A 12,887-nucleotide genomic window follows, 5' to 3' on the forward strand; every position below is an offset into this window, starting at 1 on the left:
TTAAAACAGCAATTTATAGCCGAAATCGGGGGAGAAAACTATTTGATCGATCCGGATCGTTACAGGACTAACTGTCTTTTTCTTTCTGCATCATCGGAAGCCCGATCACAAAAACGGCGCCCTGGCCCGCATTTCCTTTGGCTGCGATAGTCCCGCCGTGACGTTCGACAATTTTTTTACAGAGCGACAAGCCCAATCCGGTTCCTTCGTATTTGTCTTTGGAGTTTAGCCGCGTAAACGCCTCGAAAATGCGTTCCGCCTGTTCGGGATCGAAACCGATTCCGTTGTCCTTGAGCGTGATTTGCGCGAAATCCCCACTGTCTTTGGAAACGATTTCAGATGAGATGTCGATGATCGGTTGCGTTCCCGTTCTCGAAAACTTGATGGAATTATTGATCAGGTTGTAGAACAGTTGATAGAGCAGGACGGGAGCGCCTTCCAATGTCGGTAGATCGCGGTAGTGGATTTGGCCGCCGGTTTTGTGCAAGGCGACCTCCAGATCGATTTCGATGCTTTTCATGACATCGTTCAAATTGACCATCTCGGGAATCTGCATGTCGGCGTTTGCGGTGGAATACGCCAACACGCCGTCGATCATTGTGGACATCCGGTCGGCGGCTACATTTATTTTTTCGATGAACTGGGTCGCGGGTTGTTCGGGTTTGCCTTCGAGTTCTTTTTCGAGTCGGCTTGCAAACATTTTTACTTTTCTCACGGGCTCTTTCAAGTCGTGCGACGCGACGTGTGCGAACTGCTGCAAATCCTGGTTGGATCGCTGCAACTGTGTTGTCCTGTCGTTTACTTGCTGTTCGAGGGTTTCGGACAATTTTTTGTAACGGCTTTCGCTTTCTTCCAATTTTTTACGTGCATTTACGTGTTCCGTCACGTCGACCGCCACCTGGATCATACCGATAATTTCGCCGTCCTCCATGAGCGGACGATATGAAAGGTTGTAATAGAAGTCTTCGATGTCGCCTCCACGTGAATGTGAAACGAGTACTTCAGGATGATCGAAATGCTTGCCTTCGTGATAGACTTTGAGAACTTGTTCCCAGATGTACGAACCTTTCAATTCGGGCAAAAGCTCAATCAACGGACGACCTATCGCGTCTTCGCCCTGGCCGATCATTTGAAGCATGGGAACGTTGATTTGCTCGATTACGAGATCGTCTCCCATAAGTACCAAAGTAGGAGCGGGAGTCTGGTCGATGACGGTGCGGAAACGGCTTTGGCTGACTTGCATCTTCTTCTCGGCCTGTTTGATTTCGGTAATGTCACGAGTGGTTCCCGCGATGGCCTCGACATTGCCTCTTTCGTCGATTACCGGCACGAGGATATAATCGTAGACGCGCGAACCCAATTCGGCATGCGGGAACGAAACCGTTCCCCTGATCGGTTTTTTTGTCCGGATGATTTCGTCGATCTCATTTTCGTGCATACGCGCGTGCCATTCTTCATAACCGTTGTCACGCAAGCCGCGTCCGATCGCATCTTCGGCTGATTTTCCCCACATATCAAGCAAGGCTTTGTTCGCGTACGTAAATTTGTAGCCGAGGTCGAAAACGTACACGAGATCGGGCGTGTTATTCGTTATGGAATCGTAGAGGCGTTCTTGTTTTTCAGAAATCTCCAACGCATTGCCCAATGAGATTTCCGCTTGTTTTCTTTCAGAAATGTCTTCAATCGTCACCACCAAAAAATCGTTTTGTTTCACGGCCGTATAACGAAACCAATGATTTAGTCCTTCACCTGCGTAATTGCGTTCGATCGTCCTCGTGATGCCGGTTTCCATGATTTCGATGAATTCTTCGAGTACGCCCGTCGGCTTGACCTTTGAAAAAACGTCAGTGTATTTTTTGCCTTTGTAGTCGACCTCGTCCATCCAGTTGAGCACGAATGCGTTGAGCAACAAAATCGAGAAATCGGTCACGCGACCCTGCCCATCGTAAATAGGTTGCAGTAAGGCGATGCCATTGGAGGCTGAGTCAAAAACGGTTTGAAACAGGTTTGTGTTGTCAGTCGGCATTCGTTTTTGGTTTCTTAATATTAGGTCGATAGCGGTAGTGCTTCGAGTCTAAGTAAATTTAATAAAAAATTTTGGCTGTAAAATTCAAAACGGAATTTGGTCGTGTTTTCATCGCCATCCCAATCCCGGCGCGACATGTTCCAAGATAGAAGACAACACATGGATATTGTAGTCCACTCCCAGCGTATTCGGTATCGTCAATAAAAGCGTATCGGCTTCCTTGATCGCTTCGTCCTGGGCCAATTCTTTTATGAGTCGATCGGGTTCGGCGGCATAGCTTCGTCCGAAGATGGCGCGTTTGTCCTGTTCGATCATCCCGATCGTGTCACCTTTGCCCGATTGTTGCCCAAAATACATGCGATCCTGATCGTTCATCAAGGCAAAAATAGAACGGCTCACTGAAACCCTCGGCTCGCGTTCGTGTCCGGCTTTTTTCCAGGTTTCCTTGTATAGCCTGATCTGTTCGGCCTGCTGCTCGTGGAATGGTTTCCCGCTTTCGTCATATTTGAGCGTGGAACTTTGCAGGTACATTCCATTTTCGGCAGCCCAAACAGCCGTAGCATTTGAGGCGGCTCCCCACCAAATACGTTCGCGCAATCCCGGCGAATGTGGCTCAAGGCGCAATAATCCGGGTGGATTCGGAAACATCGGAAACGGATTGGGTTCGGCGAAACCGACACCTTTCAGCCTTTCGAGAAATTCCAGTGCCTTGCGTCGGCCCATGTCGGCATCGTTTTCGCCTTCGTTGGGTTCGTACCCGAAGTAGCGCCAACCGTCGATTACCTGTTCGGGCGAACCTCGGCTGATCCCAAGTTGGAGTCGTCCTTTTGAAATCAAATCGGCGGCGCCTGCGTCTTCGACCATGTAAAGCGGATTTTCATATCGCATGTCGATCACGCCCGTCCCGATCTCAATTTTTGATGTTTTGGCTCCGATGGCCGACAGCAATGGAAACGGTGAGGCGAGTTGAGCGGCGAAATGATGCACGCGAAAATACGCGCCGTCGAGCCCGAGTTCTTCGGCCGCAACCGCCAAATCGATCGACTGGAGCAACGTATCACTCGCCGTGCGCGTGGCATAGGCCGGATGGTTTGCCCAATGGCCGAAAGATAAAAAGCCGATATTCTTCATGGGAAATTTTTAGGTATCCTAAAGTTAGGAAATTTTTGCGGAATATCAATTGTGTCCAAAATAGGCTGTTCTCGGATTCAGTTTGAAATCGAAATGCTATTTTCGAACCAGATCCAAATCCTGGAAGTCGAAACTGAAATCGATATTCGGTGAAATGCCTTTCATTTTTATACGTTGCGCCTTGCCTTCCTCGTCCAGTGAAAATATGGCGAGCGCATCGCAATTCATGTCCTGATATTCCCATTTTATGGCGAATGTGTTGCCTTTGTAGAGTCGCATCGGGCCGTTCAATTTTGGGGAACGATGGGATTTGAACCACAGCTGGTCGCCTTTCAGGAACACTTCCGTTTTTCCGAACCAGTTGTCTTCATAAATCCCGACATAATCCGTTGGATTGACCTTTATTTTTTTGGATCGTTCGACCTGTTTCCAAACGTTGGTCGTAATGGAATCGCCCACATTCCTGTTTTGTTTGGAACGCGCCGCATACGTTTCGACCCAATCGATTTTGTCCAAACCAAGATAACTGTCTACGATGACGTTATTCACCGCCCTGAAGAGTGACGCGCCGCCGCTTTCAGTATTCGTGAGGATCACCACGCCCAATTTTAGGTCGGGAATCATGAATACCTGCGACAACATGCCCGGTAAACCGCCCGTATGCGATACCCGGAGATTTCCCTTCACGTCGCTCAAAAACCAGCCGAGCCCATAGCCGTTGAAATGTTGGTTGTATCTGGGTTCGTTGTAAACGTCCATTACGGTATGGATGGCCCACATTTCCTTTTGGCGCTCGGGTGAAAAAAGTTTTTTTTCGAGGTTGTCACCGTATTTCCCTTGATTCAACTGAGTGATTACCCATTTGGACATGTCGTCGGCGTTTGAAAATATGCCGCCCGCCGCACCATTTACGATTTCTTTGAACAATGAAATCTGTTTGATTTTGCTGTTTTCGTTCTCGGTCGAATGTGGCATCGCGATGTTGTCGCCTTTCAATTTACTCGCCGATGCGGCCGAATTTTCCATATTGAGCGGAACCATGATCCTGGTTTGCACGAATTCCTCCCAACTCATGCCGCTTGCCCTTGCCACGACCTCGCCCGCGACCCAGTACAGTAAATTGTCATAATCGAACTGCGTTCGGAAATTCGATGTAGGCTTGAAATGTTGGAAGCTGGCCAATACGTCTTTTATCGTGAAGTCTGAACCATCGGGAAAACCCATGAGATCCCCGACTCCAAGCCCAAGGCCGCTGCGATGGCAAAGTAGGTCTTCGATGAGGAAGTTTTCAGAGACATATTCGTTATACATCTTAAATTCGGGAATGAATGTCTTTACCTTGTCCTTCCATGAGATTTTACCTTCGTCGACGAGGATCGCCAAAGCCGCAGTGGTAAATGCCTTGCTATTCGAAGCGATTTGGAAGTTCGTGTGCGTGTCGACCGGAAGTTTCGTTTCGATCGATTTCACGCCGTATCCTTTTTCGTGTATCACTTTCCCGTCTTTTACGATTGCGACCGCAACACCCGCAACCTTGAATTTTTCCATCGCGTTCGTGACGAGTGCGTCGACTTCGCTTGATGTCAGTTGGCCTGCGACGTTGTCGGTCGATAGAAACATCGCTATGAAGACAAGTATGAAATAGTTGAATTTTTTCATGGTTTGTTGCGGTTTTGTTTGGGTTGGGTTTCGGTGATTAGGTAAATCAGGTCGGCAATAAGATTCGGATTCTGAAAATGTGCGTCGTGGGAAGCAGACCCGCTGAAAAAAATACTTTCAGGATTTTTACGTGCAAAAGATTCAAGAATCCCGGATTTCAAGCCGCGTTTCCAAATCATTTTTTTGAACCGGTCGAACATTTGTGCTGTGTTTCGTTTTTTAGTCGATTGAGTGAGAAAATCCGTCGGACATCCTTTGGAGATAAGTCAACTAAGGTACAAAAAGCACAACGTATTTCATTCATAACCAATAGTTTTGAATGTGCGAATCTCCAATCAGAATTTCTCATTCTTGTAATAATTCACCATTAAATCCACAAACCTGCTGTAACTTTCAAGACCTTCATCCTGTTGGTTCGCCTTTAGGAAATTGTCGTAAAACACTTTGAATCCGCTTTCGATAAACGTTTCATAACTGTCCCAAAAAACCCGGCTTTCCTTGAAGTTTTTGCGGATTCCGGGATTGACGGTCTTGAGCAAAGCCAACGCGGTTTTTTCATCGCGCGCCTCCATGCTGCGAAGACAATATTTGAGTGCGAGCGTGTAGCCCGAATACCGCATATATTTGTCGTCGTTGGCGATCGCGGCGAGAAAACCAACGAAGTTCGCCTCACTTTCACTTGCATATCCGATCTGATGAGCCATCTCGTGCGATGCCGTGACGGGAAAAGAATACATCGGAACCATGTCATTCACCTGCGCCTCATTCGTGAACGGATTCAAATAACCTGAAAATCCCATGTAAGTCAATTGCAGGCTGATCAACGATTTCTTAAGGCTCGATTTTCCTGCGGCCAGATACGGATAGGTTTTTGAAAGGCTCATATATCCTTTTTGGTTGAGGTCGAAAACCTGCGTTTGGGAATATGGATTCACGACTTTGTCTGATGGATTTCCCGTGATTGAAACGTGGAGTTCGTTCGTCCGGGCGATCAGTTTTTTGGTAAACGCGAGCAGCTCCTGATCTGAATATTCGGTTGCAATGTGCAGTTTTTCGGGAAGTTTCACGCGATGGTAGTTCATCGCCCAAAAAAAGTGGAACAGAAAGTAAAACACCGACACGAAACTGACCATGCGTAATATGTTGTCTTTCCAATGGATGCGCCACGTCTTGCGTTTTTTCCAGAACCAGCGCAACAAAAAGAAAATTACGACACCATACAGAACATCGCCGAACGAAAAAGGAATCCATCCAAAAAGCCAGCGTTCAGCCGCCGAAGTCCAGACATACAAACCGTTGCTGTAATAGTTCTCGACGAATTCGGGGAAAAGCGAAAGGATTTTAACCACGACAATCTGCACGACGAGGAAAACGGGAAGCCAATATTTTTTGCGCATAGTTGCAGACTTTCTTTTAGGTAAAGATAGTAACTTGTATTTTTGTTTGGAGTTTAGGGTTTAGAGTTTAGCGTTTCGGGTTTAGCGTTTAGCGTTTCGGTTCATAAAGAACGAATCGTTTATAAATTTCCGATACAACCCTAAACTCTAAACTCTAAACCCTAAACAAAAAATAACAAATAAATTCTAAAATGTCCGAAATAAGAAACCTCCAACCAACCCAACTCTGGAACAAGTTCGCCGACTTAAACGCCGTGCCGCGCCCGTCCAAAAAAGAAGATCGCGTCATTGAATTCATGAAAAACTTCGGGAATTCGCTCGGGTTGGAAACCTTTGAAGACGAAATTCGAAACGTCATCATCCGCAAACCCGCGACTCCGGGCATGGAAAACCGCAAGACCATCGTCATGCAAGGCCATTTGGATATGGTGCATCAGAAGAACAACGACACGGTTTTCGATTTCGATACCCAAGGCATTGAGATGTACGTCGACGGCGATTGGGTGCGCGCAAAAGGCACGACCTTAGGCGCCGACAATGGTCTCGGAGTAGCAACGATCATGGCGATCCTAGAGTCGACAGACATCGCGCATCCGGCAATCGAGGCGTTGTTCACGATCGATGAGGAAACGGGAATGACGGGCGCGTTGAACCTCAAAGGCGGAATCCTCACAGGTGAAATCCTGTTGAATCTCGACACCGAAGAAGACGATGAAATCGACATCGGTTGTGCCGGAGGAATCGATGTTACGGCGAAAGGCAGCTACGAGCGCGAATATGCGCCGCTCCACACATCGGGTTATAAAATTACCGTTAAAGGCTTGAACGGCGGGCATTCGGGCATGCAGATCCACGAAGGTCTGGGCAACGCGAATAAGATCATGAACCGATTGTTGTTCGAGACGTTCGAGGAATTCGATTTGCGCGTGTCGAGTGTCGATGGTGGAAGTTTGAGGAATGCGATCCCGCGTGAAAGTGTTGCGATCGTCGCGCTTCCGCAGGCAAAAGTTGAAGAATTCCTGACCGATCTCGAAAAGACGATCCTCGACATCAAAGCCGAATTTTCGACCACCGAAAAAAATCTGCAGATCACAATCGAAAAAACCGACACGCCCGATAAAGTTATGGCCGTCGACGCCCAACAAAAACTCATCCAATCACTTTACACGGCTCACAACGGCGTTTATAGAATGAGCGCCGACATGGCCGATCTTGTCGAAACGTCGAACAATATCGCACGTGTCGTTGTGAAAGACGGAGAAATCATGATCGGATGTTTGACGCGATCGTCGGTGGAAACCTCGAAATTCGATTTGGCGAATGCGCTCAAGGCCGCGTTCCAGTTGGCGGGTTACGACGTGTCGTTCTCGGGAAGTTATCCGGGTTGGACGCCAAACGTAAATTCGGAAATACTTACGGTTCTCGTCGATATCTATAAAAAACAAAACGGTTCCGAACCCAAAGTCGTCGCCTGCCACGCCGGCTTGGAATGTGGGATTCTGGGAACGAATTATCCGGGAATGGATATGATTTCGTTCGGTCCGACAATCCACGGCGCCCACAGTCCTGATGAACGCGCGAGTATTTCGTCGGCTCAGAAATACTGGAAGTTCGTGCTTGAAATCCTTGAAAATATTCCAAGCAAAAACTGATGGAATATCTAAAGCGAATTGCGGTTTGTCTCGCTGCGACGGTAATTTTAGTTTCCTGCAACACGTCGCGCGTTTGTCGCGGCTCGTCTTACGATCCTAAAATGGAGGACCATGACTTTGACGATGCGATGCGTTTTCAGAATTATTCGGAGAGCGTTGCGATTGAAAATATCGACTATTTCACCCATTCGGTCGCGAAAGTCGAAGGCCATTTGCCTGATGGATTGGAGTGCAATACGACGGGAAATGGTTTTTCGATCACTGGAACTCCTATTGAATATGGGACTTTCGAGTTTCGGGTTGTGGTGGAGTATGAGTATGATGCGCCGGAATCGGAAGGGGAAGATGATGGTTTAAATGATGTGCTTTTTCCGAGTGATTGTAGTGGGAAGATTTCGCATGCGTATCAAATTAGGGTAAATTGATTTTTTTTTGGACTATTAAGAGCATTAAAATAATTGAACTGATTTCAATTTTTTTTGAACAGTTAAGATAGTTGAGGTTAGTTGAGGGTTTCGGATTTTCGCTCGTTTTTTTTTTGGGACCATTGAGAGCATTAAGATGATTGAGAACTGATTTCAATTTTTTTTTGAACAATTAAGATAGTTGAGGTTAGTTAAGGGTTTCGGATTTTCGCTCGTTTTTTTTTTGGGGACCATTAAGAGCATTAAGATAATTGAGAACTGATTTCAATTTTTCTTTGAACAATTAAGATAGTTGAGGTTAGTTAAGGGTTTTGGATTTTCGATTGTTTTTTTTTGGACCATTGAGAGCATTAAGATAATTGAGAACTGATTTCAATTTTTTTTTTTTGAACAGTTAAGATAGTTGAGGTTAGTTGAGGGTTTCGGATTTTCGCTCGTTTTTTGGAACCATTAAGAGCATTGAGAGCATTAAGAGCATCGATGCCTGATTTAGGATTTTTTTTAACCGTTAAGAAGTTGAGGTTAGTTAAGGGTTTTGACCTGGATTTGACTTTCGTTTTATCGTTGAGGCCAGTTAGATTGACTTCGCAAATTTTTTTTAACCGTTAAGGAGTTAAGATTAGTTAAGGATTTATGGTCGTAACTAATCTTAACTACTAAATGGTTTAACTTTTTTCAAGGTTGATTGAGGCAAACACAAAATCCTGATCGTACCAGCTTTTCGTGTTACTTTTCCTGTACACTGACAGTTTTTCGGGGTTTGATTTTGGCGTTTACTTCTTCGCTTGACAGCGCCCAAAACACAAATCGTTGTTTCACGCCGTGCTCATATTCATGCGACATCGAGATGGAATCGCCATGGAATTGAATGGTTTCCTTGTCGATGTTGTCGGCGTCCTGACTTTCAAAAACGAGTTCATTTTTGGCCGATGAAGTAAGCTTCGAACGAAATGTTCTTCCGTGTTCACGTGTGATATACCAAATTTGGCCTTTGCGAAGTTCGAGCCATTGGTCGGCTAGTTTGTTTTTTGGAAGTATATCGGCCTCCATCGTCGTAAAATTCCTGAATGTGGAATCGTCTACTTTTTCCCATCTGGAAATGAGCTTTGCCTGTTCGTTTACTTTTCCCCAATTCTTTCCTAATAACCAGCCTGCTTTTTGTTCGAGTTCGCTTTTGGGTTTTGCGATCGCGAGCGTTTTGTCGGATTCCGTTTGGGCGCACGACAACAAGAGCATGCACGCCAATAAAGCGTAAATTTTAATCATAAGTAATTGTTTGTTAGATTTTTAAAAATAAGATAAAACCAAATATCTCGAATGTCATTTAACTTTTTGCATAAAAAAACACGCCGTTCAGCGTGTTTGCAATTCAGGTTTGTAGGGTTTTACGGATTTAAAAGTTCTTTTTCTTCGGGAAGCAATTCGCCTATCAAATACGTCTCGACTTCTGAAATCGCCATCTCATCGAGTACGGAAACCAGGCTTTCATAACTCGAAATCGCGCTTGGCCGTATTATGACCGTCAAGCTTTTTCCGGATTTGCCTTTTTCCGCCGATTCTTCGAGCACTTGTTTTTTTCGAGTTGCAATTTCGTCACGCAAGCTTTTTCCCAATGTCAAATCTTTTGCGTTTCCGTTGGAAATTTTACCCATGTAGGAAATAATTTCTTTGTCTTTCCCCAATATGATTGTCATCGTGCGGTATTCGTCTTCGGGTTTTACGGCTATCTCAGTTTTGTTTTCGGGCAGTGCAAGATCCATGCTTTGCGGCTTGGAAAGACACGAAATCATAAGCAGGCATGTTCCGAAATAAACCAACAAACTATAGAGGTTTTTCATGATATTATCTGATTGGAGCCTAAATATACGATTATCGCTCCAGCCAAAATCACTTCAACAACTTGGTTTCCTCAGGAAGAAGATCGGTGATCGCATACGTCGGCACTTCTGAAATCGCCATCTCGTCGAGAACATCGACCAGATTTCCATAGTTCGAATTCTTGCCAGGTTTAATCAAAACGATCAAGCCTTTTTCAGGCGTTCCTTTTGCGGTCGAGTACGCGAGCACGTCTTTCTTGCGCGACGCGATCTCGTTTCGCAACTCCTTTCCGGGCGCGAGTTCCTTAGGCGTGTGTTCCGATGATTTGCCCATGAAGCATTTCAATTTGTCGTCTTTACCGATCAAGATCGTGAGCGTTCGGTTCTCATCGACGGGATTCGGTTCGCCTTCGCTAGGAATTGTGAGATCCATTGCCTGGGGTTTGGCGAGCGACGTCGTAAGCATGAAAAAAGTGATCAGTAAAAAAGCCAGATCGACCATTGCGGTCAAATCTACTTTTGAGTTCAGTTTACGGCTGCGGACTTTCTTCGCTTTGTCGCCCGCGTTGGATTCGGTGTTTAATTCGGCCATGGTGTTTTTGTTTTAAGTGCCTGAGTGCACGGCGCCTGAGTGCCTGAGACGAGTTTATAGTAAACGAACGTAACGACCGTTGGAAAAAGTATAAAAAAGTCGGACAATTTTTAGTCCGACCCTTAGAATTGATATTTTTACTCAGGCACTCAGGCACTCAGGCACTCAGGCACTCATTCCACTTTTTTCATCGAGAAGTTTTCGCTCATCTCAACTCCGACCTTCCTGCCCGAAATCGTCGCCACGATGGAACCCCGAAATTGTCATACGTGATTTTCGTCGGATAATCGTGAGCCGGTCTCAAAGACGAGTTGTTTTTCAGTCGCCGATTTAAGCGGGAATTCGATCGCCTTTCCGTCGTTTTGATCGCTCACGGCCGTGATGTAAACCAAACTTCCGTTGCGCGACACGAGTTTGATGTTTTCAGTGAACGCCGTGTCCTTGCCCACGAGAAAAATCGTCTTGCCCGCGAGCGACGAATCGGTTTCGGTTTTCCAGGTTTCGGTGAGCATTCCTTCGTCGGACACATCTTGCCAGCTGCCCACGAGCCAGTTTGCGCCCTCGAGCGACTGTCGTACGGTTTCGGTCTTCAGGTTTTCGTTCGAAGTAGTCTCGTCTTTCTTTTTGTCGCAGCTTACGATGGCGACTGCGGCGAGCGCGATGATGGCGTTTTTCATTGTTTATGGTTTTGATTTACGCAAAGATGCGCGGTTTTTCCATTTCGGAAATTGTAAAAAAACGACTTTCTACAAGTTGAAGAATTTCACCATTTCGAGATTTTCCCGGAAATATTGCTTCGGGTTCAACCCTGTCAAATCCTTGAAATCCTTTATGAAATGCGCCTGGTCGTAAAATCCTCCGTCGAGTGCGACATTCGTGAACGTACTGAAATCGCGGTTTTCAATCAATTGCAACGCGTTATTGAACCGAACGATGCGCGAATACATCTTCAGACTCAATCCGACCGACGCGCGGAACCTGCGTTCCAGATGGCGTTTCCCGACGTGCAATCGTTCCGACAATTTTTCGATCGCGCAGCTTCCGTTCGACGCCGAAATTTCGGACACGCAACATTCCACGGCTTTGTCGTGTCTGGACAAATCGAGCTTTAGTATCAGGAAATCTTCTAGTTTTTGTATGCGTTCCGTATTGTTCGTGCAATTCGCCATTTCGTCGACGAAAGGTTGTGCGTCGGGCCAGACATCGGTAAGCAAAACGACTTTATCGGTAATCGAATCGATGTCGATATTGACGAAAGGGCGCAACCCGAACGGCATAAATCTCGCGCTCAAAATCCCGACTTTTCCCGTGGCTTCGAGTTCGATGAAACTCGTGATCTGCCCGTGGATGAGGTTCAGCGGCTGCACATATCGGTTACCCGACGAATCGAACTTCGTGAACAGGTCGCCGTAATGGAATAAGACCTCGATGCAACCGTCGGGAAACACGCGCTCACGCGAATGCGGCTTTTCCCCGTCGGCACTTTCGAGGCTCCAATGCGCCTTTATGAACGCAAGTAACCTTTGATCGGGAACATATTCTTTGTAGTCCATCGATCAAAGGTTGCGAATTTTTGGTAAACTTTACAAACTAGTCGTAGTTGTGCTCTCTTTTGTAGTCGTTGATGTCTTTGTCGATATCGTCGACGCTCGCCTTCACGCGAGTTTTGAACGCATCCCATTTCTCGTCGGCCTTGTCACCGAAGTTGTCGAGATCCGATTTCAAATCGTTGTTTTTGGCCTCGAGTTTGTCGATGCGCGCGTTCATTTTGGCTTTTTCTTCGGCCGAACCTTCATTGGCTTTCACGCGGAATTCGGCGATTCGTTTCTCGTTGTCGGCGATCAGTTTTTTGGTTCCGGCTTTGAGGATCGCGTAGTCGGACGTGTCGGCGGCTTTTGCGTTTTCGTAGTCGGCGGTCGCTTCGGCTTGGTCGGCCGTGGCTTCGACGACGTCTTCCTGGGCGTCTTGTTTATCGGATTTACAGCTCGTGGTTCCGATGGCTAGCGCGAACGCGGCGGTTACGGATAGGAATGTTGTTTTCATGGGTTTGTTATTTAGAAATGTAAAGTTAGTTTTTCGAGAGTGGTTCGCTTTACAGGTTTCCCACAAGATTTTTTATAAGTGAATTTTTTTGACACGAAGACGCAAAGTCATTAAGGCAAGAAGTTTTAGCTTTGTTTTTATCGTG

13 protein-coding genes are annotated in these 12,887 nt (G+C 46.3%); 2 read left to right on the forward strand and 11 right to left on the reverse strand.

Going from position 1 to position 12,887, the window contains the following annotated elements; genetic code table 11:
- Positions 1-67: 67 nt before the first annotated feature.
- The 5 genes from EOO50_RS14930 to EOO50_RS14950 form a co-directional block, all read right to left on the reverse strand.
- Positions 68-2,026 (reverse strand): PAS domain-containing sensor histidine kinase, encoded by a 1,959-nt coding sequence (locus EOO50_RS14930; RefSeq protein WP_290841085.1) that lies wholly within the window; start codon positions 2,024-2,026, stop codon positions 68-70.
- A 108-nt stretch (positions 2,027-2,134) separates the two neighbouring features.
- Positions 2,135-3,157 carry an LLM class flavin-dependent oxidoreductase gene (locus EOO50_RS14935; protein ID WP_290841086.1) on the reverse strand — a complete coding sequence of 341 codons (1,023 nt, stop codon included), beginning with the start codon at positions 3,155-3,157 and terminating at the stop codon, positions 2,135-2,137.
- A gap of 96 nt (positions 3,158-3,253) precedes the next feature.
- The gene (locus tag EOO50_RS14940; RefSeq protein WP_290841087.1) at positions 3,254-4,816 is read right to left on the reverse strand and encodes a serine hydrolase; all 1,563 of its coding nucleotides are present in this window, start codon (positions 4,814-4,816) and stop codon (positions 3,254-3,256) included.
- Positions 4,813-4,995, reverse strand: coding sequence for a hypothetical protein (locus tag EOO50_RS14945; RefSeq protein ID WP_290841088.1), 183 nt, complete (start codon positions 4,993-4,995; stop codon positions 4,813-4,815). Before EOO50_RS14945 ends, EOO50_RS14940 begins: the two co-directional genes overlap by 4 nt.
- A gap of 156 nt (positions 4,996-5,151) precedes the next feature.
- Positions 5,152-6,213: a DUF3810 domain-containing protein gene (locus tag EOO50_RS14950; RefSeq protein WP_290841089.1), complete on the reverse strand. Its 1,062-nt coding sequence runs from the start codon at positions 6,211-6,213 to the stop codon at positions 5,152-5,154.
- A gap of 191 nt (positions 6,214-6,404) precedes the next feature.
- On the opposite strand from EOO50_RS14950, the gene EOO50_RS14955 reads away from it, so the two are divergent.
- Both EOO50_RS14955 and EOO50_RS14960 read left to right on the forward strand, forming a co-directional pair.
- On the forward strand, positions 6,405-7,865 hold the full coding sequence (locus EOO50_RS14955; RefSeq protein WP_290841090.1) for an aminoacyl-histidine dipeptidase: 1,461 nt from the start codon (positions 6,405-6,407) through the stop codon (positions 7,863-7,865).
- On the forward strand, positions 7,865-8,290 hold the full coding sequence (locus EOO50_RS14960; RefSeq protein ID WP_290841091.1) for an Ig domain-containing protein: 426 nt from the start codon (positions 7,865-7,867) through the stop codon (positions 8,288-8,290). Before EOO50_RS14955 ends, EOO50_RS14960 begins: the two co-directional genes overlap by 1 nt.
- A 726-nt stretch (positions 8,291-9,016) precedes the next feature.
- On the opposite strand, the gene EOO50_RS14965 is transcribed toward EOO50_RS14960, so the two are convergent.
- The 6 genes from EOO50_RS14965 to EOO50_RS14990 form a co-directional block, all read right to left on the reverse strand.
- Positions 9,017-9,556 (reverse strand): hypothetical protein, encoded by a 540-nt coding sequence (locus EOO50_RS14965; protein WP_290841092.1) that lies wholly within the window; start codon positions 9,554-9,556, stop codon positions 9,017-9,019.
- A 119-nt stretch (positions 9,557-9,675) separates the two neighbouring features.
- A complete protein-coding gene (locus EOO50_RS14970) occupies positions 9,676-10,128 on the reverse strand; it encodes a biopolymer transporter ExbD (protein WP_290841093.1) in 453 nt (150 codons plus the stop codon).
- A gap of 49 nt (positions 10,129-10,177) precedes the next feature.
- The gene (locus EOO50_RS14975; protein WP_290841094.1) at positions 10,178-10,699 is read right to left on the reverse strand and encodes a biopolymer transporter ExbD; all 522 of its coding nucleotides are present in this window, start codon (positions 10,697-10,699) and stop codon (positions 10,178-10,180) included.
- Positions 10,700-10,962: 263 nt separating this feature from the next.
- On the reverse strand, positions 10,963-11,376 hold the full coding sequence (locus EOO50_RS14980) for a DUF6265 family protein (protein ID WP_290841095.1): 414 nt from the start codon (positions 11,374-11,376) through the stop codon (positions 10,963-10,965).
- Between the two features lie 69 nt (positions 11,377-11,445).
- Entirely contained in the window at positions 11,446-12,252 is an 807-nt protein-coding gene (locus EOO50_RS14985) for a helix-turn-helix transcriptional regulator (protein ID WP_290841096.1), read from the reverse strand.
- A gap of 37 nt (positions 12,253-12,289) precedes the next feature.
- Entirely contained in the window at positions 12,290-12,742 is a 453-nt protein-coding gene (locus EOO50_RS14990) for a hypothetical protein (RefSeq protein WP_290841097.1), read from the reverse strand.
- Between the last annotated feature and the right edge of the window lie 145 nt (positions 12,743-12,887).

It is taken from the genome of Flavobacterium sp., from assembly GCF_004211145.1.
Lineage (GTDB): Bacteria > Bacteroidota > Bacteroidia > Flavobacteriales > Flavobacteriaceae > Flavobacterium.

What these genes read in the sequence shown, in the direction of transcription:
- EOO50_RS14990 (WP_290841097.1), bottom strand. Translation starts at nt 12,742, where the DNA reads ATGAAAACAACATTCCTATCCGTAACCGCCGCGTTCGCGCTAGCCATC.
- EOO50_RS14965 (WP_290841092.1), bottom strand. Translation starts at nt 9,556, where the DNA reads ATGATTAAAATTTACGCTTTATTGGCGTGCATGCTCTTGTTGTCGTGC.
- EOO50_RS14930 (WP_290841085.1), bottom strand. Translation starts at nt 2,026, where the DNA reads ATGCCGACTGACAACACAAACCTGTTTCAAACCGTTTTTGACTCAGCC.
- EOO50_RS14985 (WP_290841096.1), bottom strand. Translation starts at nt 12,252, where the DNA reads ATGGACTACAAAGAATATGTTCCCGATCAAAGGTTACTTGCGTTCATA.
- EOO50_RS14935 (WP_290841086.1), bottom strand. Translation starts at nt 3,157, where the DNA reads ATGAAGAATATCGGCTTTTTATCTTTCGGCCATTGGGCAAACCATCCG.
- EOO50_RS14980 (WP_290841095.1), bottom strand. Translation starts at nt 11,376, where the DNA reads ATGAAAAACGCCATCATCGCGCTCGCCGCAGTCGCCATCGTAAGCTGC.
- EOO50_RS14975 (WP_290841094.1), bottom strand. Translation starts at nt 10,699, where the DNA reads ATGGCCGAATTAAACACCGAATCCAACGCGGGCGACAAAGCGAAGAAA.
- EOO50_RS14945 (WP_290841088.1), bottom strand. Translation starts at nt 4,995, where the DNA reads ATGATTTGGAAACGCGGCTTGAAATCCGGGATTCTTGAATCTTTTGCA.
- EOO50_RS14970 (WP_290841093.1), bottom strand. Translation starts at nt 10,128, where the DNA reads ATGAAAAACCTCTATAGTTTGTTGGTTTATTTCGGAACATGCCTGCTT.
- EOO50_RS14960 (WP_290841091.1), top strand. Translation starts at nt 7,865, where the DNA reads ATGGAATATCTAAAGCGAATTGCGGTTTGTCTCGCTGCGACGGTAATT.
- EOO50_RS14950 (WP_290841089.1), bottom strand. Translation starts at nt 6,213, where the DNA reads ATGCGCAAAAAATATTGGCTTCCCGTTTTCCTCGTCGTGCAGATTGTC.
- EOO50_RS14955 (WP_290841090.1), top strand. Translation starts at nt 6,405, where the DNA reads ATGTCCGAAATAAGAAACCTCCAACCAACCCAACTCTGGAACAAGTTC.
- EOO50_RS14940 (WP_290841087.1), bottom strand. Translation starts at nt 4,816, where the DNA reads ATGAAAAAATTCAACTATTTCATACTTGTCTTCATAGCGATGTTTCTA.